A 21376-nucleotide genomic window follows, 5' to 3' on the forward strand; every position below is an offset into this window, starting at 1 on the left:
CCTTATTTTCATTCTATTTCTCACCATAAAAAATGACGTTTAAAAAGCCAAACGTTTACGTCCGATAATCCGCAGAAAAAAGAGCGATGATGTGTGATCGCCGCCACAAATAACCGTTCTGAAATAATATCCCCGCAGCACTGGATTAATTCTGGCACAGTTATTGTTAGGTGATGGTATCGCTGTGATATCGCGCAGTCATAGCAATTAAGCCACCTTGCCGTTATTCCACTACCGGGACTTTACAATGAAAACTGTTAATGAGCTGATAAAGGATATCAATTCGCTGACTTCGCACCTTCACGAGAAGGATTTTTTATTAACGTGGGAACAGACAACGGATGAACTACAACAAGTCCTTGATGTTGCCGCCGCACTGAAGATGCTACGCGCCGAGAATATCGCGACCAAAGTCTTCAATAGTGGATTAGGGATTTCCGTTTTCCGCGATAATTCCACCCGAACCCGCTTCTCTTATGCCTCTGCTCTTAACCTGCTTGGCCTGGCCCAGCAAGATCTTGATGAAGGTAAATCGCAAATCGCCCACGGCGAAACGGTCCGCGAAACGGCCAATATGATCGCCTTCTGCGCCGACGCAATTGGTATCCGCGACGACATGTATCTTGGCGCGGGGAACGCCTATATGCGTGAAGTCGGCGCCGCGCTTGATGACGGTTATAAACAAGGTGTTTTGCCCCAGCGTCCGGCGTTAGTCAACCTGCAATGCGATATCGACCATCCGACCCAGGCAATGGCCGATCTGGCCTGGCTGCGCGAGCATTTTGGTTCGCTGCAGAATCTGAAAGGTAAGAAAATCGCCATGACCTGGGCTTATTCACCGAGCTACGGTAAACCGCTCTCTGTGCCCCAGGGCATTATCGGCCTGATGACCCGTTTCGGCATGGAGGTGACCCTGGCGCATCCGGAAGGCTATGACCTGATCCCCGATGTTATCGAAGTTGCCAAAAACAATGCCAATGCTTCCGGCGGCAGCTTCCGCCAGGTCACCAGCATGGAAGATGCATTCAAAGACGCAGACATCGTCTATCCGAAGTCATGGGCGCCCTATAAAGTTATGGAAGAACGGACCAAACTCCTGCGCGCCAACGATCACGCGGCCCTGAAAGCCCTGGAAAGGAAGTGTCTGGAGCAGAATGCGAAGCATAAGGACTGGCACTGCACCGAAGAGATGATGCAGCTCACGCGCAACGGAAATGCGCTGTATATGCACTGCCTGCCGGCGGATATCAGCGGCGTCTCCTGTGAGGAAGGGGAAGTCACCGAAGGGGTATTCGAAAAATACCGTATCGCCACTTACAAGGAGGCCAGCTGGAAGCCATACATCATCGCCGCAATGATCCTCTCTCGCAAATACGCGAAGCCCGGCATCCTGCTGGAACAACTGCTGAAAGAAGCGCAACAGCGCATCAAATAACCCCCAGGCCGACCTTCCGGTCGGCCCTCCGTTTCCGGAGGCAACAAGGAGAAGGATAGAATATGTCCGTTTTCTCATTGAAAATTGATATCGCCGACAATCGCTTTTACAGCGGTAAAACGTCCGCGCTGTTCTCGCAACGGCAGGCGAAACAGGCTCGCCTGTTCCACCAAAAAATTACCGGTTATCGTCCGACGCCGCTCTGCGCACTGGACAGTCTCGCCAGCCTGTTTGGCGTAAAGAAAATTCTCGTTAAAGATGAATCGAAACGCTTTGGACTGAACGCCTTCAAGATGCTCGGCGGCGTTTATGCCACCGCCCGTCTGCTGTGTGAAAAATACCAGCTTGACATCAATACCCTTTCGTTCTCGCAGCTTAAAAACGCCATTGACGAGAAGATGACCTTCGCGACGACCACCGATGGCAACCACGGCCGGGGCATTGCGTGGGCTGCGCAACAACTAGGGCAAAACGCGGTGATTTATATGCCGAAAGGCTCTGCCCAGGAGCGGGTCGACGCCATTCTCAATCTTGGCGCGGAGTGCATCGTCACTGATATGAACTATGACGATACGGTCCGTCTGACCATTCAGCATGCGCAACAGAACGGTTGGGAAGTGGTACAGGATACCGCCTGGGAAGGCTACACCAAAATCCCCACCTGGATCATGCAGGGCTACGCCACGCTAGCCGATGAAGCCGTGGAGCAAATGCGTGAACTGGGCGTCGTTCCGACCCACGTACTGTTGCAGGCTGGCGTCGGCGCAATGGCAGGCGGCGTGCTGGGCTATCTGGTCGATGTCTATGGCCCGCAGAACCTGCGCAGCATTATCGTCGAACCGGACAAAGCCGACTGCATTTACCGCTCGGGCATTAAAGGCGACATCGTCAATGTCGACGGCGATATGGCGACCATCATGGCCGGTCTGGCCTGTGGCGAACCTAATCCGCTCGGCTGGGAAATTCTGCGCAACTGCGCCACACAGTTTATCTCCTGCCAGGACAGCGTCGCCGCGCTGGGTATGCGCGTACTGGGAAATCCCTATGGCGACGACCCGAGAGTCATCTCCGGTGAGTCAGGAGCCGTCGGGCTGGGCGTACTGGCCGCCATTCACTATCACCCGCAGCGTCAGGCCTTAATGGAAAAACTGGCGCTGAATAACGACGCCGTGGTGCTGCTTATCAGTACCGAAGGCGATACCGATATCAAGCACTACCGCGAAGTGGTCTGGGAAGGCAAACATCCCGTCGCACCGTAGTTCCCTTTATTGACAAAGGCTCCCAGAAGACGCGGGGGTTAAAACTGGAGATAAACAATGGCTAAGAACATTCCATTTAAACTGATTCTGGAAAAAGCAAACCACTACAAAGACGATATGACGCGCTTCCTGCGCGATATGATCGCCATTCCCAGCGAAAGCTGCGATGAAAAGCGCGTGGTTCATCGGATCAAACAAGAAATGGAAAAAGTCGGTTTCGATAAAGTCGAGATCGATCCGATGGGTAATATTTTGGGTTATATCGGTCACGGGCCGCGTCTGGTTGCAATGGACGCACATATTGATACCGTTGGGATCGGTAATATTAAAAACTGGAATTTTGATCCCTATGAAGGAATGGAAACCGATGAGCTGATCGGCGGACGCGGCACCTCCGATCAGGAAGGCGGCATGGCATCAATGGTTTACGCCGGAAAGATCATTAAGGATCTCGGTCTGGAAGATGACTACACGCTGCTGGTCACCGGTACGGTACAGGAAGAAGACTGCGACGGCCTGTGCTGGCAGTACATTATTGAGCAATCCGGTATTCGGCCGGAATTTGTCGTCAGTACCGAACCGACCGACTGCCGGGTGTATCGTGGGCACCGCGGGCGTATGGAAATCCGTATTGATGTCCAGGGCGTCAGTTGCCACGGTTCCGCACCGGAGCGCGGCGATAACGCGATCTTTAAAATGGGGCCGATCCTTAACGAATTGCAGGAGTTATCACAACGTCTGGCCTACGATCCGTTTCTCGGCAAAGGCACTCTGACCGTTTCCGAAATCTTCTTCACCTCGCCCAGCCGTTGCGCCGTAGCGGACAGTTGCGCCGTCTCTATTGACCGTCGTCTGACCTGGGGAGAAACCTGGGAAGGCGCGCTGGAAGAGATCCGCGCCCTGCCGGCAGTGAAGAAAGCCAATGCAGCCGTTTCTCTGTACCACTACGATCGCCCCTCCTGGACCGGCCTGGTCTACCCGACCGAATGCTACTTCCCGACCTGGAAAGTGGAAGAGGATCACTTCACCGTGAAAGCGCTGGTCAGCGCTTACGAAGGGCTGTTTGGCAAAACGCCGGTGGTCGATAAGTGGACCTTCTCCACAAACGGCGTCTCGATCATGGGCCGCCACGGCATCCCGGTAATCGGCTTCGGCCCGGGCAAAGAGCCGGAGGCCCACGCGCCAAATGAGAAAACCTGGAAATCGCATCTGGTTACCTGTGCCGCCATGTACGCCGCCATTCCGCTGAGCTGGCTGGCAACGGAATAATCATTAACCGCACCTCCGCTTAGAGCTTGTCTCCGCAGGCATCATTAGCGTGGCCAGTAGGATACCGACAGTGCGCAGAAACCGGAACGTACACGCTGTACGTGAGGATTATTCGCATCACTCGCCCCTTCGGTGCCACGCCTAAAGTGCCTTCAAAACGCAACGCGTTTTGTACGGGCACAGCCCATGACCAGAATGGCAAATGAAAACATCCTGCCGGGATGGGCTCTTCGCCGGAGGCGATTCTGGAGTCCGCTATGCGCGTGCTGATTAAAAACGGCATTGTCGTTAATGCCGATGCTCAGACAAGACAAGATTTGCTGATAGAGAACGGCATTGTTCGCCAACTGGACGACGATATTATTCCGCAGCTTCCCTGCGAGATTATCGACGCGACAGACTGCTACGTCATGCCCGGCGGCGTGGATGTACACACTCATTTTAACATTGACGCCGGTATTGCCCGCAGTTGTGATGATTTTTTTACCGGTACCCGCGCAGCAGCATGCGGCGGTACAACAACCATCATCGATCATATGGGATTTGGCCCGACGGGATGCCAGTTGCGCCATCAGCTGGGGGTTTATCACGGTTACGCCGCGCATAAAGCCGTCATCGACTATAGCTTTCACGGGGTCATTCAGCATATCAACCACGCCATTCTTGATGAAATTCCGATGATGGTTGAAGAGGGGATCAGTAGCTTTAAGCTGTATCTGACATATCAATACAAGCTTAACGATGATGATGTATTGCAGGCACTGCGCCGTCTGCATCTCTCTGGCGCGCTGACAACGGTCCATCCAGAAAATGATGCCGCCATCGCCTGCAAACGCGCCGAGTTTCTTGCCGCAGGACTCACTGCGCCGCGCTATCACGCCCTGAGTCGCCCCCTGGAGTGCGAAGCCGAAGCCATTGCCAGGATGATCAATCTTGCGCAGCTCGCCGGCAATGCACCTCTGTATATCGTCCATCTCTCCAACGGCTTAGGGCTGGATTATTTACGTCTGGCGAAATCCAGACACCAGCCGGTATGGGTAGAAACCTGTCCTCAGTATCTACTGCTGGACGAGCGTCGCTATAACACACCGGAAGGACTGAACTTCATTCTCAGCCCTCCGCTGCGCAATGTCCGCGAGCAGGACAAACTCTGGTGCGGTATCAGCGACGGCACGATTGATGTGGTCGCCACCGATCACTGCAATTTTTCAATGGCGCAGCGCCAACAGCTCTCCGGCGGCGATTTCAACCGCTGCCCAAATGGGCTGCCCGGCGTAGAAAACCGGCTGCTGCTGCTCTTTTCCAGCGCCGTGATAACTGAGCGCATTACGCCACAACGCTTTGTCAATATGACCAGCGCCCTACCCGCGAAACTGTTCGGCCTGTGGCCGCAGAAAGGGCGGCTGGCGCCAGGCTCCGATGGCGATGTGGTGATTATCGATCCGCATCAGACAACGGAAATTCGCCATGCCGAACAGCATGATAACGGCGACTACTCTCCCTGGGAGGGATTCCGCTGTACCGGGGCTATCGTCAGAACCCTTTCACGCGGCGAAACCCTGTTTTGTCAGGGGGAGTTTAACGCCAGAGCGGGCCGGGGTCGCTTCCTGAGACGCAAGCCGTTTAGCCATCGTAATCACACTGAATAAGTGAGGAAAAATGAGTAAGAAAATTGTTCTCGCGCTGGGCGGGAATGCGCTGGGCGAGGATCTGGCCGGGCAAATGCAGGCCGTTAAAATGACCTCTCAGGCGATCGTGGATTTAATCGCCCAGGGCCATCAACTGGTGGTCACGCACGGTAACGGTCCGCAGGTGGGGATGATCAACCTGGCCTTTGAAGCGGCGGCGAAAACCGCAGCCCATACGCCAATGCTGCCGATGTCAGTGTGTGTGGCATTAAGCCAGGGTTATATTGGTTACGATCTGCAAAACGCGCTGCGCGAAGAACTGTTATCACGCGGCATACAAATGCCGGTGGTGACACTGGTCACGCAAGTGGAAGTTGACGCCAGCGATCCTGCCTTTCTTAATCCAACCAAACCCATTGGTTCTTTCTTCACCCGGCAAGAAGCCGAATTGCTGGAGAAACAGGGTTATACGCTGAAAGAAGATGCCGGTCGCGGCTACCGCCGCGTTGTCGCCTCTCCCAAACCAATAGACATTATCGAAAAAGAGACCGTCAAGGCGCTGGTCGAGGCCGGACAGTTAGTCATTACCGTCGGCGGCGGTGGTATTCCCGTGATCCGTGAAGGCAACCATCTGCGAGGCGCCAGCGCGGTTATCGACAAGGACTGGGCCAGCGCCCGGCTCGCCGAAATGATCGATGCAGATATGCTCATCATTTTGACGGCAGTGGAAAAAGTGGCGATTAACTTCGGTAAAGAAAATGAGCAATGGCTGGATCGTCTGTCATTAAACGATGCCGATCGCTTTATCAACGAAGGCCATTTCGCCAAAGGCTCCATGCTGCCGAAAGTTGAAGCCGCCGTGTCATTCGCCCGTTCCCGGCCTGGACGGGAAGCGCTGATTACCGTCTTGAGCAAAGCGAAAGAAGGCATTGAAGGAAAAACCGGCACCGTGATCTGCCAGTAGCCGGACAATACAGCGCCATCCGGCATACGCTCCACACGGTTGCCGGATGGTGACGCTAACGTCCCCTGTCATCCTCTGCGAACAACGTGGTCGTTGGTGACAAACAACACGCAACCTTATGCAACTTCCAGCACTTCTCTGGTTGATTTTACCCCTTGATGCATCAGCATCATCAGCGCTTCCAGGACTCCGCCGCCGATCGCCCGCGCTTTATCAGACACGGTGGTAAAATCGGCTGTCTCGCCACGCGGGTCAATATCACCGATTTTAAACCCGCCGACCACCGCCAGCCCGTCGCTTAACAGGCCACGCACCATGCCCGACAGCGGGGCCTTAATTTCACTGTCGCCAATCCAGGCGATCACCTCCCCCTCCTTCACCAGGTCGCCTAATTTTACATTGGCACGCATGATGCCCGCTGCGGGCGCACGAATCACCCGTCGCGCGGTATGCCCCATAATATTCCCCGGCACGCCGGTATTTTCTTGTGCGCAACCGGAGTAAATCACCTTTCCCAGCCAGTGGCCGCGATTGGTTTCTATTACCGCATGACAATCCTCACCTGCGCTAAATCCTGGCCCTAAAGCAATCGTCACCGGGGCCATCGCAATATGGGTGCCCAAATTGTGTTTTGCCAGAATGGCATCCACCACGCAGACGGGCTTTAACGTATCAAGAGATGCACAGACAGGATCGACCAGCACCGGAATGATGCCGCGCTCCGCCAGCGCTATCGCGTCTGTCGCCGAATTCACCCGCCGGGCGGTGACGCTTTCCACCACCATTTCCCCCTCAAACACCGCCTGAGCAAATGCCACGCTGCGGCGGATCACCGTCGGTTGCTCCACTTCCAGCATGAATACCTTGAATCCGGCATGGTAAAGACGCAACGCCACGCCGCTGGCGATATCTCCCGCGCCGCGGATCACCACGCGCTGATGCCCGGAAGGATGCGCAGGTTTCATCATTAATCCGCCAGGCGCGTTATTCTTTATCTGTAAAATCTCAGCCAGCACGCTTACCGCGATCTCCTGCGGCGTTTCAGCGCCAATGTTGTAACCTACCGGCGCATGCAGGCGCGCAAGATGTTCTTCCGCGATGCCTTTTTCCCGCAACTGGCGCAAAAAAAGCTGAACCTTGCGGCGACTTGCCAGCAGCCCCAGCCAGGCCAGCGGACGCTCCACCAGCTTATCCAGCGCCTCGCGATCCTGATTATTGGTGGCGATAAGGACGAAGTTATCGGGCCGGATCTCCAGCGCATCCACCGCCTCAGCAAACGAATCGGCATGCAGTAACTGCACCGAGGGCGGGAATGCCGCCGGATTTAAGCTTTCACGATAAATATCCGCCACGGCGATATCAAAACCCAACAGCGCGGCGCTCTGTGCTATCGCCCGATTCACATGCCCGGCGCCGATCAGCACCAGACGGGGACGGAGCCCATGTACGCTGATGAAGACCGTCATCGCGCCACCGCAATCAGAACCGACAGCATCCGCACCATTACGCGCCATCCGCCCATGAAACAAACGCGGCTTTCTTTCCCGTAAAGCCTGTTGCGCCTCATCGATCACTTTGCGCTCCACCATTCCTCCGCCAATCGTGCCAAAGGTCGTTCCATCCTGATGAATCAACATCTCAGCTGAATGTCGCGGCGTTGAGCCACGGCTATCGACAATTTGCGCCAACGCAAATGGACTGTTTTGTTCTTCGAGTCTTGCCGCTTCTGTGAAAATATTCATAAAAACCTCAATGGATATCCCTATGGTGGTTCCGGTTTCCCGGCCTCGCTATCTCACAAGTCTGCGCGTAATCGGTGGCTGTTCCCGTACCGCCCCCAGCCAAATGGCATCCACATTCCCATTGCGCAATAGCTGGAACAGATCGTATTCCGTCGCGCTATTCTCAGATTGAGAAAATTGATTGAGAAACCAGATACGCCTGCTGTCCGGCGGGACGTTTTTAAACGCCCCCTGTGGGTGGCGAATTAGCCGAAGAAGGTGCCCGAAGGTCAGCGGCTCATCCGCCGTCAGGCCAGTGATCTCAGCAAACAACGGCCAGCGATGGACATTCTCCGCGCCCGTATTCTCCCCCAACATCTGCCCGCCCATAACGGCAATCACGCAGCAACTGCTTTCAGGTATGCAAGGTTCGTGCTCATCCGGCGCTTTAAGCGGCAATCCGTGAGCGCCATCCGCTTCTACCAGAATAACGTCACATTCCGCACGGGCCGCCAGCGCATCAATGGCCTGCGGCGAAAACCCTCTCGCTTTCCCTTCCTGCGCTTTCCATGCGCGAAAACAGGCCCAGATGGGCCGCATAAGATAGTGGGAAGGCAGAGCGGCAGGCTCCCGGCAGAAGATCGTTGGGCAAGCGGCATCGGGCAGAAACATATGCGTCGTTGTGGTCACGATGACCCGCCTGCCGTAGCCATGAAATAATCTCGCCAGCCAGAAAAGCGTACTCGTTTTCCCGCCAGCCCCGACAAGCGAAATAATCAAGGGACGTTTCTGCGCACCTAAATCAAAGAATAAACCGGCGTGACTCTTTATATTTTTATCAATAATCATCAGCCACCTAAAATAAGGAATGGACGATGCCGCCAATCGACTGCATTATTACCGCCGCGGGGCTTTCATCACGAATGGGAAAATGGAAAATGATGCTACCCTGGCAGGACGGGACAATTCTTGATGCAAGTATCAAAAATGCCCTGCAATTTTGCAGCCAGGTTATTTTAGTTACCGGCTATCGCGGCGATGAACTGTACCATCGCTATGCCGGCGCAAGTCATATACTGATAACGCACAACCCTGACTATGCTGATGGTCTGTACTCTTCTGTGAAGGTCGCCGCAAACGCCGTTAAAAGCGAATACTGCTTCATCACCCACGGAGACATGCCCTGCCTGACGTTTGAAATATTTAATAAAATATGGTCATTACGCAATGACAGCGCGCTAATCCCGTACTATCAGGGCACGCCAGGCCATCCGATTCTGCTCACCCGACGCTGCCTGTTACAGGCCCTCTCCGGCCCGCAAAAAAATATGCATCAGGCATTACTGGCTGGCGCGCATAATAAGGTGGAAATAGATCATATAGAAATCATTTCGGATGTTGATACGCCAGAAGATTTTATTCGCCTCCATCAGCATTAATGAAAATTATCACGACCAGGTTAAACGATTGCGTTCAAACAAAAAAGTTCCACACCCTCCACACTTATCATAATGATACAAATTCCTTCTTTTTGAGAAAATAAAAGGCGTTCGTGAAACAACCGTTTGATAAATGGATCATACTGATTTTAATTCTCATTTACGACATGTGAGATATTTCACAAAGCGGGCTCAAGTTTAGAAGCACTTCACAAAAAATTATATTTATGCCCGGTGTCCGTAATCATGGTGTGAATGTTGCTCTACCCCCCCAGACCTCCGGTTTATCCACACCGGTTAATTCATGATAAAAGGAGAGGGTTATGGGGGATATTATGCGTCCCGTGCCATTTGAGGAGCTTTTGACGCGCATATTTGATGAATACCTGCAACAGGGTTCTATCTTTGGTATTCCTGAGCAACAGTTTTACTCACCCGCCAATGATAGGTCAGTCAACGTCTTTGGTGAAACCTGTGCCACCCCCGTTGGTCCTGCCGCTGGCCCGCACACCCAACTGGCGCAAAATATCATCACCTCCTGGCTGACTGGCGGCCGCTTCATTGAACTGAAAACAGTACAAATACTTGACCGGCTGGAGCTGGAAAAACCCTGTATCGATGCGGAAGACGAATGTTTCAATACTGAGTGGTCCACCGAGTTTACTCTGCAAAAGGCCTGGGATGAATACCTGAAGGCCTGGTTCGTCCTGCATCTGTTAGAGCAGATTTTCCAGCCCGCCAGCGCTGGCGCCGGGAAATCATTTATCTTCAATATGAGCGTCGGCTACAACCTGGACGGCATCAAACAACCGCCGATGCAGCAGTTTATCGACAGTATGATCGATGCTTCAGCGCAGCCGAAATTTACGCAATACCGCGACACACTTAGCCGCTGGCTGCATGACGACGATTTTCTGGCACGCCACGGACTGAATAAACAGCGGGAAACCCTGCGCGCGCTTCCCGAACGTATTCCTGCCACCCTGGTTCATGGCGTCACCCTCTCTACCATGCATGGCTGTCCGCCACATGAAATCGAGGCCATCTGCCAGTACATGCTGGAAGAAAAGGCGCTGAACACCTTCGTAAAACTGAATCCAACCCTGTTGGGCTATGCCCGCGTTCGCCAGATTCTGGACAGCTGCGGCTTCAGTTATATTGGACTGAAAGAGGCGTCGTTCGAGCACGATCTCAAACTATCCCAGGCGCTGGAAATGCTGAAACGCCTGATGGCGTTGGCGAAGCAAAAATCGCTGGGCTTCGGCGTCAAGCTCACCAACACCCTTGGCACCGTCAACAATAAAGGCGCGCTTCCCGGCGATGAGATGTATATGTCCGGTCGGGCGCTGTTCCCGCTTTCTATCAACGTGGCGGCGGAACTGTCCCGGGCCTTCGACGGAAAATTACCGATCTCATATTCCGGTGGCGCCAGCCAACTGACAATTCGCGATATTTTCGATACCGGGATCCGCCCTATTACTATGGCGACCGATCTATTGAAGCCCGGCGGCTACCTGCGTCTGAGCGCCTGCATGCGTGAGCTGGAAGCATCGGATACCTGGGGAATGACCCAAATCGACGTGGAGCGATTAAATCGGCTGGCAGAAGACGCTATGACGATGGCCTATACCCAGAAACACTGGAAACCGGAAGATCGAATTGAGGTAGCGGAAAGCCTGCCGCTAACCGATTGCTACGTCGCGCCGTGCGTTACCGCCTGCGCTATTAAGCAGGATATCCCCGAATATATTCGCCTGATGGGAGAACAGCGCTACGCCGATGCGCTGGCGCTTATCTATCAACGCAACGCTCTGCCTGCCATTACCGGTCATATTTGCGATCATCAATGTCAGTACAACTGTACGCGCCTGGATTACGACAGCGCCCTGAACATTCGCGAACTGAAAAAAATCGCCCTGGAAAAAGGCTGGGATGAATACAAACAACGCTGGCATAAACCCGCAGGCTCCGGCTCCCGGCATCCGGTAGCGGTGATCGGCGCGGGCCCCGCGGGGCTTGCCGCAGGTTATTTCCTGGCGCGAGCCGGACATTCGGTTACCCTCTTCGAGCGGGAAGCTAACGCTGGCGGCGTCGTCAAAAACATTATCCCACAGTTCCGCATCCCTGCTGAGTTAATCCAGCATGATATTGATTTTGTTGCCGATCACGGCGTGAAATTCGAATATGGCTGTGATGCCCATCTCACGGTCCAGCAGTTGAAAAACCAGGGTTATCAATATGTGCTGATCGCCACCGGTACTGACAAAAACAGCGGCGTGAAACTGGAAGGCGATAATCCTCATGTCTGGAAATCGTTGCCCTTCCTGCGTGAATACAATCAGGGCTCCACGCTGAACCTGGGTAAACACGTGGTTGTTGTTGGTGCCGGGAATACCGCGATGGACTGTGCCCGGGCGGCGTTGCGCGTGCCCGGTGTGGAAAAGGCAACCATTGTCTATCGCCGTTCACTGCAGGAAATGCCTGCCTGGCGTGAAGAGTATGAAGAGGCATTGCACGATGGCGTTGAGTTCCGCTTCCTGATGAATCCACAACGTTTTGCTGCCGACGGGACGCTCACCCTGCGCGTGATGTCTCTTGGCGAGCCTGATGAGAAAGGGCGCCGCCGTCCGGTAGAAACAGATGACACCATTACGCTGCATGCCGACAGCCTGATCACCGCCATTGGGGAACAGCAGGACACCGATGCGCTGAGCGCCATGGGAGTCCCGCTGAACGATAAAGGCTGGCCGGAGGTAAACGCCAACGGTGAAACCCGCCTGACAAACGTCTTTATGATTGGCGATGTTCAGCGTGGTCCTTCCTCTATCGTCGCCGCTATCGGCTCTGCCCGGCGGGCAACCGATACGATCCTTTACCGGGAAAATATCCGCTCTCACCACGCCGATAAACGCTGGAATAACGTAAATCCTGCTGAAATCTACCAGCGTAAGGGGGAGATATCGGTCGCCATCATCGACAAAGACGATCGCGATGCCTTCGTTGCCCAGGAAGGCGAACGCTGCCTTGAGTGCAACTACTTATGCAGCAAGTGTGTCGATGTCTGCCCAAACCGCGCCAACGTATCGATTGCGATACCAGGCTTCAGGAACCGCTTCCAGACGCTGCACCTGGACGCTTACTGCAACGAATGCGGCAACTGCGCCCAGTTCTGCCCGTGGCAGGGCAAACCTTACAAAGACAAAATCACCGTCTTTAGCCTGGCGCAGGATTTTGACGCCAGCAGCAATCCAGGTTTCCTGGTGGAAGAGGATCGCGTACGCATCCGTCTCAATAACCAAAGTTGGGTCCTGAATATTGATAACGACGGCCAGTTCGCCAGCATCCCACCGGGACTGGATGAAACCTGCCGCATCATCAGCCATGTCCACCAGCAACATCACTATCTGCTGGGCCGGGTGGAGGTATAACCATGTTAATTCTGAAAAATGTCACTGCCATACAGCTTCACCCTGCGAAAGTGCAAGAGGGTGTTGATATTGCCATAGACAATGACGTTATCATCGAGATCGGCGATGCGCTGACCCGACGCTACCCAGAGGCGGACTGGAAAGAGATGCATGGGCGCCTCGTCATGCCCGGGCTGGTTTGCGCACACAACCATTTCTACTCCGGCCTGTCGCGCGGCATTATGGCAAAAATTGCGCCCAGCCCGGATTTTATTTCAACGCTGAAAAACCTGTGGTGGCGGCTGGATCGCGCGCTGGACGAAGAGTCGCTCTACTACAGCGGATTAATTTGCGCCATCGAAGCGATTAAGAGCGGATGCTCTGCGGTCATCGATCACCACGCTTCTCCCGCGTACATCGATGGTTCGCTCTCCACGTTGCGCAATGCTTTTCTGAAAATCGGCCTGCGCGGAATGACCTGCTTTGAAACGACCGATCGCAACGGTGGGATCGATGAGCTACAGGCCGGTGTGGAAGAAAATATCCGCTTCGCCCGCCAGATAGATCAGGCCAGGGAAGCGGGCACAGAACCCTATCTGGTGGAAGCACATATCGGCGCTCATGCCCCCTTTACCGTACCGGACGCTGGCCTGGAAATGCTGCGTGAAGCGCTCAACGCCACCGGTCGCGGGCTGCATATCCACGCCGCGGAAGATCGCTATGATGTTTCCCACAGCCACCATATGTATGGCAAAGATTTGCTTATCCGGCTGGCGGAATGGGATCTTATCAATCGCAAAACGCTGGTCGCGCACGGCCTTTATTTGTCCGCAGACGATATCGCCCTGCTGAACGAACAGGATGCGTTTCTGGTGCACAACGCCCGCTCCAACATGAACAACCATGTCGGCTACAACCACCATCTTACCGATATTCGCAATCTGGCGCTGGGCACCGACGGTATCGGCTCCGACATGCTGGAAGAGATGAAATTTGCCTTCTTTAAACATCGTGATGCCGGCGGTCCGCTGTGGCCTGACGGTTTCGCTCGTGCCCTGACTAACGGCAACGAACTGCTGAACCGCAACTTCGGCGCACGCTTCGGTCGACTGGAGGCGGGTTATAAAGCCGATCTGACCATTTGTGATTACGCCGCGCCCACGCCGCTGCTGGCTGACAACATCGCCGGACATATCGCCTTTGGTCTCGGTTCCGCCAGCGTCCATAGCGTGATGATCAACGGCGCGATGGTTTATGAAGACCGCCAGTTCGCTTTCGATTGCGATTCGATTTATGCCCAGGCACGGAAAGTTGCTGCGGATATGTGGCGTCGAATGGACTCGCTGGCATAACCCACGCCTCTTTCGTATCGACAGAAAGATTGATGAGGAAAGATTATGATCGAGCAATTTTTCAAACCGGACTCCGTAGAACAAGCGCTGGAGCTCAAATCACGCTACCAGGATGATGCCGTCTGGTTTGCCGGGGGCAGTAAGATCAATGCCACGCCGACGCAGCCTGACAAGCAAATTGCCATTTCCCTACAGAACCTTGAACTGGAGTGGGTTGACTGGGATAACGGCTCTCTGCGAATTGGCGCAATGACGCGCCTGCAGACTCTGCGCGATACCCACTATATTCCCGACGCGCTGCACGACGCGCTGGGTTTCGTTTACTCCCGCCACCTGCGTAACCAGTCGACTCTTGGCGGTGAGATCGCCGCCCGTCAGGAAGAGTCCGTTTTGCTCCCTGTTCTGCTGGCGCTGGACGCGCACCTGATATTTGCCGACGGCAAGAGCCTGTCGCTGGAGAATTACCTCACTCAGCCCGGCTCGCCCCTGATCACGGAAATTGTCATCAACAATCCGTTTTGCGCCTGTGCAACCCGTAGAATCAGCCGCTCGCAAGCCGGGTTAACCGTAGTCACCGCCGCGGTGGCTATTCCGGAACAGGATGAAATACGTATCGCGCTGGACGGCGTGGCGGACAGGCCAGTCCGTTTGCGGGATGTGGAATCACAGCGCCTGGAAGGCCGTGCGCTGGAGCAGGCCGTCGCCGCCGCCATTTTCCCTCAGCAGGATCTACGGGGCAGCGTGGCTTATAAACGCTATATCGCCGGTGTGGTCGTGGCGGATTTGTATACCGACTGCCAGCAGACAGGGGAGAAGGTCGTATGATTATTCACTTTACCTTAAACGGCACTGCGCGCGAGATGAAGGTGAATCCTGGCGCTAACGTACAGGCATTACTTTTCGATCTTGGCATGCATTCGGTGCGCAACAGCGATGATGGTTTTGGTTTCGCCGGTTCTGACGCGATTCTGTTTAATGGCCGCATCGTCAACGCCTCTCTGCTTATCGCCGCCCAACTGGAGCAGGCAGCGATCCGCACGAGCGAATCGTTGGGCAAATGGAATCAACTGAGCCTGGTACAGCAGGCAATGGTCGACGTCGGGGTGGTGCAATCGGGCTATAACGACCCCGCTGCCGCGCTAATTATCAGCGATCTTCTCGAGCGTATCGCGGACCCGACGCGTGAAGAGATCGACGACGCGCTCTCCGGTTTATTTAGTCGAGATGCTGGCTGGCAACAGTATTATCAGGTGATAGCGCTGGCGGTGGCACGTAAAAGCAACCCGCAGATAACCCTTGATAGCGCACCAACCTTCCGCGACGACCTGGCAATTGTCGGCAAGCTGTATCCGAAAACCGATGCGGCAACCATGGTGCAGGCTAAACCCTGCTACGTCGAAGACCGTATCACACCCGATGCCTGCGTGATTAAGATGCTGCGCAGCCCGCATCCCCATGCGCTGATTACCCACCTTGACGTTAGCAAAGCCGAGGCGCTGCCGGGAGTCGTTCACGTTATCACCTATCTTAACTGCCCCGACATCTACTACACCCCAGGCGGCCAGAGCGCTCCGGAGCCGTCGCCGCTCGACCGAAGGATGTTTAGTCAAAAACTGCGTCACGTTGGCGATCGCGTCGCGGCGGTCGTTGCAGAAAACGAACAGATAGCACTGGCGGCGCTGAAGCTTATCGACGTCAAATATCAAGTGCTCAAGCCGGTCATGTCGATTGACGACGCAATGGCCGATGACGCGCCGGTAATTCACGATGAACCGGTTGTCTATATGGCCGGGGCGCCGGATACGCTGGAAGAAGATAACCGCCATGCAACCCAGCGCGGGGAACATATGATCATCAATTTCCCCATTGGCGCGCGTCCACGTAAAAATATTGCCGCCAGTATTCACGGTCATATTGGCGATATGGAAAAAGGCTTCGCCGAAGCCGATGTGGTGATTGAGCGTACCTATTCCTCTACCCAGGCCCAGCAGTGTCCGGCAGAACCCCATATCTGCTTTACCCACATGGACGGTGACCGTCTGATTATTCACGCGTCAACGCAGGTTCCATGGCACTTACGTCGCCAGGTCGCTCGCCTCGTCGGAATGAAACAGCACAAGGTTCATGTGATTAAAGAGCGTGTGGGCGGCGGATTTGGTTCCAAGCAAGATATCCTGCTGGAAGAAGTTTGCGCCTGGGCCACCTGCGTCACCGGACGCCCGGTCTATTTCCGCTACACCCGTGAAGAGGAATTTATTGCCAATACCTCCCGCCACGTTGCCAACGTCACCGTAAAGCTTGGGGCGAAGAAAGATGGTCGCCTGACCGCGGTGAAGATGGATTTCCGCGCGAATACCGGCCCCTACGGCAACCACTCTCTCACCGTGCCGTCCAACGGACCAGCGCTGTCACTGCCTTTGTATCCCTGTGATAACGTCGATTTCAACGTAACAACCTACTACAGCAATATCTGTCCGACCGGCGCCTATCAGGGATACGGCGCACCGAAAGGCAACTTCGCTATCACCATGGCGCTGGCCGAACTGGCCGAACAGCTACAGATTGATCAACTGGAGATGATTGAGCGTAATCGCGTCCATGAAGGCCAACCATTGAAAATTCTTGGCGCAATTGGCGAAGGTAAAGCGCCAACATCGGTGCCGACCGCGGCCAGCTGTGCGCTGGAAGCGATTCTGCATCAGGGGCGCGAGATGATCCAATGGTCCTCACCCAAACCGCACGACGGTGACTGGCGAGTGGGCCGCGGTGTCGCCATCATTATGCAGAAGTCCGGGATCCCCGATATCGATCAGGCCAACTGCATGATTAAACTCGAATCTGATGGCACGTTTATCGTGCATTCCGGCGGGGCGGATATTGGTACCGGCCTGGATACGGTGATCACCAAACTGGCGGCGGAAGTGCTGCATTGCCCACCGCAGGATGTATACGTTATTTCCGGCGATACCGACCACGCCCTGTTTGACAAAGGCGCCTATGCCTCATCCGGCACCTGCTTTTCCGGCAATGCGGCGCGCAAAGCGGCGGAAAATCTGCGGGAAAAAATCCTCTTTCACGGAGCTGAAATGCTCGGTGAGCCGCTGAGCGATGTTGCGCTGGCAGCCCCTGGCGTGGTGCGCGGCAAGCAGGGTGAAGTGAGCTACGCTGACATCGGCCACAAAGCCGAAACCGGCACCGGTTTCGGGACGCTGGTCGCCACCGCCAGCTATATCACGGCCGATTTCGCGTTCCCGTATGGAGCGAACTTCGCCGAAGTGGCGGTAAATACCCGCACCGGCGAGATTCGCCTCGATAAATTCTATGCGTTGCTGGACTGTGGCACGCCGGTTAATCCCGAACTGGCGCTGGGACAAATTTACGGGGCGTCAATGCGCGCCATCGGTCACAGCCTGAGCGAAGAGATTATCTATGACGCACAAGGCCATCCGCTCACCCGGGATTTGCGCAGCTATGGCGCACCGAAAATCGGTGATATTCCGCGTGATTTTCGCGCGGTGCTGGTACCCAGCGACGATAAAGTCGGTCCATTTGGTGCCAAATCTATCTCCGAAATTGGCGTGAACGGCGCGGCGCCGGCCATTGCCACTGCCATTCACGATGCCTGCGGCGTCTGGCTGCGCGAATGGCATTTTACACCGGAGAAAATACTGAGCGCCTTAGGAAGGCTGTAACGCGAAGAACCGCGACAGTACACAGCAAGCATTCCCTCTCCTCCGGGAGAGGGAAAGAACCACGCGGGCTCTTTTATTCCAGTAATACGGCCAGATTAAGAGCCTATCCCACCAGGCGTTATTGGCGCAGACAGTTTGAACACGGCCAGCGCGGAAGAACCGGAGCGTACACGTAGTACGTGAGGATTCTGAGCACTGCCCAGGTTCAAAATGACAAGCCAAATAGCCCTGACGGGATAGGCTCTAAGAGCCCGGCCCAACAGGCGTAGTTGGCATGGCCAATGAAAGCCTTCTGCTGGGCCAGGCGCAAGGTGATTCAATCATTATTAAATGCCGTCTGTGGGTTGATCGCCTCGCGGCTCAGGGCGTTCTGCGCTCAGCATCCACAGAATTTTAATCTACTGAATCAGATGATCAAATTTGCTTATACCCAAACAGAGGGAGTAAAGGGATGTCTGATCTACCCCATGCAGGTTCCGACCTGATTTATGAACTGGAGGATCGCCCTCCTTTTCGCGAGACAATAGTGGGAGCGATTACCCATTTATTAGCTATTTTCGTCCCCATGGTCACCCCTGCCCTGATTGTCGGAGCAACGCTACAACTCTCTGCGGAAACCACCGCGTATCTGGTCTCGATGGCGATGATCGCCTCCGGGATCGGCACCTGGCTGCAGGTTAACCGCTACGGCATTATCGGCTCGGGTTTGCTGTCGATACAGTCGGTGAATTTCTCGTTCGTTACCGTGATGATAGCCCTCGGCAGCAGCATGAAAAGCGATGGTTTTCATGAGCAGTTGATTATGTCATCACTGCTCGGCGTGTCGTTTGTCGGCGCATTTCTGGTCGTAGGTTCCTCGTTTATCCTCCCCTATCTACGCCGGGTGATCACGCCCACAGTCAGCGGCATTGTGGTGCTGATGATTGGCCTGAGCCTGATTAAAGTCGGCATTATTGATTTTGGCGGCGGCTTTGCAGCAAAGAGTAGCGGCACCTACGGTGATTATCAAAATATCGGCGTCGGCTTGTTAGTCCTGATAGTCGTGATCGGTTTTAACTGCTGCCGCAACCCGTTACTGCGCATGGGAGGGATCGCCATCGGATTAGGCGTCGGCTATATCGTATCGCTATGTCTTGGCATGGTCGATTTCAGCAGCATGAAAAACCTGCCGTTGGTGACCGTACCGGTCCCGTTTAAATATGGTTTTCATTTCAGCCTGCATCATTTTCTGGTGGTCGGCACCATTTACCTGCTGAGCGTGCTGGAGGCCGTTGGCGACATTACGGCAACGGCGATGGTTTCGCGGCGTCCAATCCAGGGCGATGAGTATCAGTCGCGCCTGAAAGGCGGCGTGCTGGCTGACGGACTGGTCTCGGTCATTGCCTCCGCACTCGGCTCCCTGCCGCTCACTACCTTTGCGCAAAATAACGGCATTATCCAGATGACCGGCGTCGCCTCGCGCTATATCGGGCGCACCATCGCCGTGATGCTGGTGATCCTCGGTCTGTTTCCCACAATTGGCGGCTTCTTCACGACCATTCCCTCTGCGGTACTCGGCGGCGCGATGACGCTGATGTTCTCCATGATCGCTATCGCCGGGATCCGCATCATCATTTCAAACGGTCTGAAGCGCCGCGAAACGCTTATCGTCGCGACCTCTCTCGGTCTGGGGCTCGGCGTTTCCTATGACCCGGAAATTTTCAAAATATTGCCTGCCTCCATTTATGTGCTGGTGGAAAACCCCATCTGCGCGGGCGGGCTGACCGCGATCCTGTTGAATATCATCCTCCCTGGCGGCTATCGGCAAGAGGACGTTTTGCCCGCAGCGACCTCGGTGGAAGAGACGGATTAATTGTAAGGGGATCACATGTCAGGTGAACACACGCTTAAAGCCGTGCGCGGCAGTTTTCTCGATATCACGCACACCATCGACAATCCCGAAGCGCTTGAATCGGCGTTGCGGTTTGTCGAGGATGGGTTGCTCTTGATTTATCAGGGGAAAATCGAGTGGTTTGGCGAATGGGAACAAGGGAAACATCAGGTTCCGGAGGCTACCCGCATCCGCGATTATCGTGGAAAACTGGTGACTCCCGGATTTGTCGATACCCATATCCACTATCCGCAGAGCGAAATGGTCGGCGCCTATGGCGAACAGCTACTGGAGTGGTTGAACAAACACACCTTTCCCACCGAGCGGCGTTATCAGGACCTGGAATATGCGCGCGAGATGTCCTCTTTTTTCCTGAAGCAATTACTGCGTAATGGCACCACCACTGCGCTGGTCTTCGGTACCGTACACCCCCAATCGGTAGATGCCCTGTTCGAAGCCGCCAGCCATATCAATATGCGCATGATCGCCGGCAAAGTGATGATGGATCGCAACGCCCCGGCTTACCTGTTGGATGATGCGGAAAGCAGTTACCAGCAAAGTAAAGCGCTGATTGAACGCTGGCATAAAAAGGGTCGCTTGCTGTATGCCATCACCCCTCGTTTCGCCCCAACGTCTACGCCGCAACAGCTTGCGATGGCGCAGCGCCTGCGCCAGGAGTACCCGGACACATGGTTACATACGCATCTGTGTGAAAACAAAGATGAAATTAACTGGGTGAAAACACTCTACCCCGACCATGACGGCTACCTTGACGTCTATCACCAGTACGGATTGACCGGTAAGAACTGCGTCTTCGCTCACTGCGTGCATCTGGACGAGAAAGAGTGGGATCGCCTGAGCGAAACAGGTTCCAGCATCGCCTTTTGCCCCACGTCAAACCTGTATCTCGGCAGCGGCCTGTTCAATTTGCAAAAAGCCTGGCGCAAAAAGATCAACGTTGGCCTGGGCACCGATATCGGGGCGGGCACCACCTTCAATATGCTGCAAACGCTAAACGAGGCCTACAAAGTCATGCAGCTTCAGGGATACCGTCTCTCGGCCTATGAGGCATTTTACCTCGCGACGCTGGGCGGGGCGAAGGCGCTGGGGCTCGATCCTCTCATCGGTAATTTCACCCCGGGAAAAGAGGCGGATTTTGTAGTGCTGGAGCCAACGGCAACACCGCTGCAGCAATTACGTTACGACAACTCGGTGTCTTTGATCGACAAACTGTTCGTGATGATGACGCTGGGTGACGATCGCTCTATTTATCGTACCTATATTGACGGCCGCCTGGTGTATGAGCGCACCTGACGCAACCCTTATATTCGACTGAGGAC

General features: G+C 54.8%; 14 protein-coding genes. 12 read left to right on the forward strand and 2 right to left on the reverse strand.

Annotated features, from left to right (window positions below; translation table 11 throughout):
* Positions 1-247: 247 nt before the first annotated feature.
* The 5 genes from ygeW to arcC all read left to right on the forward strand — a co-directional run bounded on the left by ygeW (position 248) and on the right by arcC (position 6555).
* Positions 248-1435 carry a knotted carbamoyltransferase YgeW gene (ygeW, locus tag FN037_RS15465; protein WP_138360754.1) on the forward strand — a complete coding sequence of 396 codons (1188 nt, stop codon included), beginning with the start codon at positions 248-250 and terminating at the stop codon, positions 1433-1435.
* A 62-nt stretch (positions 1436-1497) separates the two neighbouring features.
* Positions 1498-2694 carry a diaminopropionate ammonia-lyase gene (dpaL, locus tag FN037_RS15470; protein ID WP_138360755.1) on the forward strand — a complete coding sequence of 399 codons (1197 nt, stop codon included), beginning with the start codon at positions 1498-1500 and terminating at the stop codon, positions 2692-2694.
* Between the two features lie 57 nt (positions 2695-2751).
* Complete coding sequence (locus FN037_RS15475; protein WP_138360756.1) at positions 2752-3963, forward strand: YgeY family selenium metabolism-linked hydrolase; 1212 nt, start codon at positions 2752-2754, stop codon at positions 3961-3963.
* A 257-nt stretch (positions 3964-4220) separates the two neighbouring features.
* Positions 4221-5612 carry a dihydropyrimidinase gene (gene hydA, locus FN037_RS15480; RefSeq protein ID WP_142502636.1) on the forward strand — a complete coding sequence of 464 codons (1392 nt, stop codon included), beginning with the start codon at positions 4221-4223 and terminating at the stop codon, positions 5610-5612.
* A 10-nt stretch (positions 5613-5622) separates the two neighbouring features.
* Positions 5623-6555, forward strand: a complete 933-nt coding sequence (arcC, locus tag FN037_RS15485) for a carbamate kinase (protein WP_138360758.1) — start codon at positions 5623-5625, stop codon at positions 6553-6555.
* Between the two features lie 116 nt (positions 6556-6671).
* Here the strand turns inward: arcC and yqeB are convergent, their stop codons facing one another.
* Positions 6672-8297, reverse strand: a complete 1626-nt coding sequence (gene yqeB, locus FN037_RS15490; protein WP_142502637.1) for a selenium-dependent molybdenum cofactor biosynthesis protein YqeB — start codon at positions 8295-8297, stop codon at positions 6672-6674.
* 48 nt (positions 8298-8345) lie between these two features.
* Positions 8346-9125, reverse strand: a complete 780-nt coding sequence (gene yqeC / locus FN037_RS15495) for a selenium cofactor biosynthesis protein YqeC (RefSeq protein ID WP_138360760.1) — start codon at positions 9123-9125, stop codon at positions 8346-8348.
* 26 nt (positions 9126-9151) lie between these two features.
* On the opposite strand from yqeC, the gene FN037_RS15500 reads away from it, so the two are divergent.
* The 7 genes from FN037_RS15500 (at position 9152) to guaD (ending at position 21350) form a co-directional block, all read left to right on the forward strand.
* A complete protein-coding gene (locus FN037_RS15500; RefSeq protein ID WP_142502638.1) occupies positions 9152-9715 on the forward strand; it encodes an NTP transferase domain-containing protein in 564 nt (187 codons plus the stop codon).
* Positions 9716-10038: 323 nt separating this feature from the next.
* On the forward strand, positions 10039-13143 hold the full coding sequence (gene ygfK / locus FN037_RS15505) for a putative selenate reductase subunit YgfK (RefSeq protein WP_142502639.1): 3105 nt from the start codon (positions 10039-10041) through the stop codon (positions 13141-13143).
* A gap of 2 nt (positions 13144-13145) precedes the next feature.
* On the forward strand, positions 13146-14474 hold the full coding sequence (ssnA, locus tag FN037_RS15510) for a putative aminohydrolase SsnA (protein WP_142502640.1): 1329 nt from the start codon (positions 13146-13148) through the stop codon (positions 14472-14474).
* Positions 14475-14519: 45 nt separating this feature from the next.
* Positions 14520-15299: a molybdopterin-dependent oxidoreductase FAD-binding subunit gene (gene ygfM, locus FN037_RS15515; protein ID WP_142502641.1), complete on the forward strand. Its 780-nt coding sequence runs from the start codon at positions 14520-14522 to the stop codon at positions 15297-15299.
* Positions 15296-18166, forward strand: coding sequence for a molybdopterin-dependent oxidoreductase Mo/Fe-S-binding subunit (locus FN037_RS15520; RefSeq protein WP_142502642.1), 2871 nt, complete (start codon positions 15296-15298; stop codon positions 18164-18166). Before ygfM ends, FN037_RS15520 begins: the two co-directional genes overlap by 4 nt.
* 451 nt (positions 18167-18617) lie before the next feature.
* A complete protein-coding gene (locus tag FN037_RS15525; protein ID WP_142502643.1) occupies positions 18618-20018 on the forward strand; it encodes a nucleobase:cation symporter-2 family protein in 1401 nt (466 codons plus the stop codon).
* A gap of 15 nt (positions 20019-20033) precedes the next feature.
* Complete coding sequence (gene guaD, locus FN037_RS15530; protein WP_138360767.1) at positions 20034-21350, forward strand: guanine deaminase; 1317 nt, start codon at positions 20034-20036, stop codon at positions 21348-21350.
* Positions 21351-21376 lie beyond the last annotated feature (26 nt).

The sequence above is a fragment of the Klebsiella sp. 2680 genome (genome assembly GCF_900198535.1).
GTDB lineage: Bacteria > Pseudomonadota > Gammaproteobacteria > Enterobacterales > Enterobacteriaceae > Klebsiella > Klebsiella indica.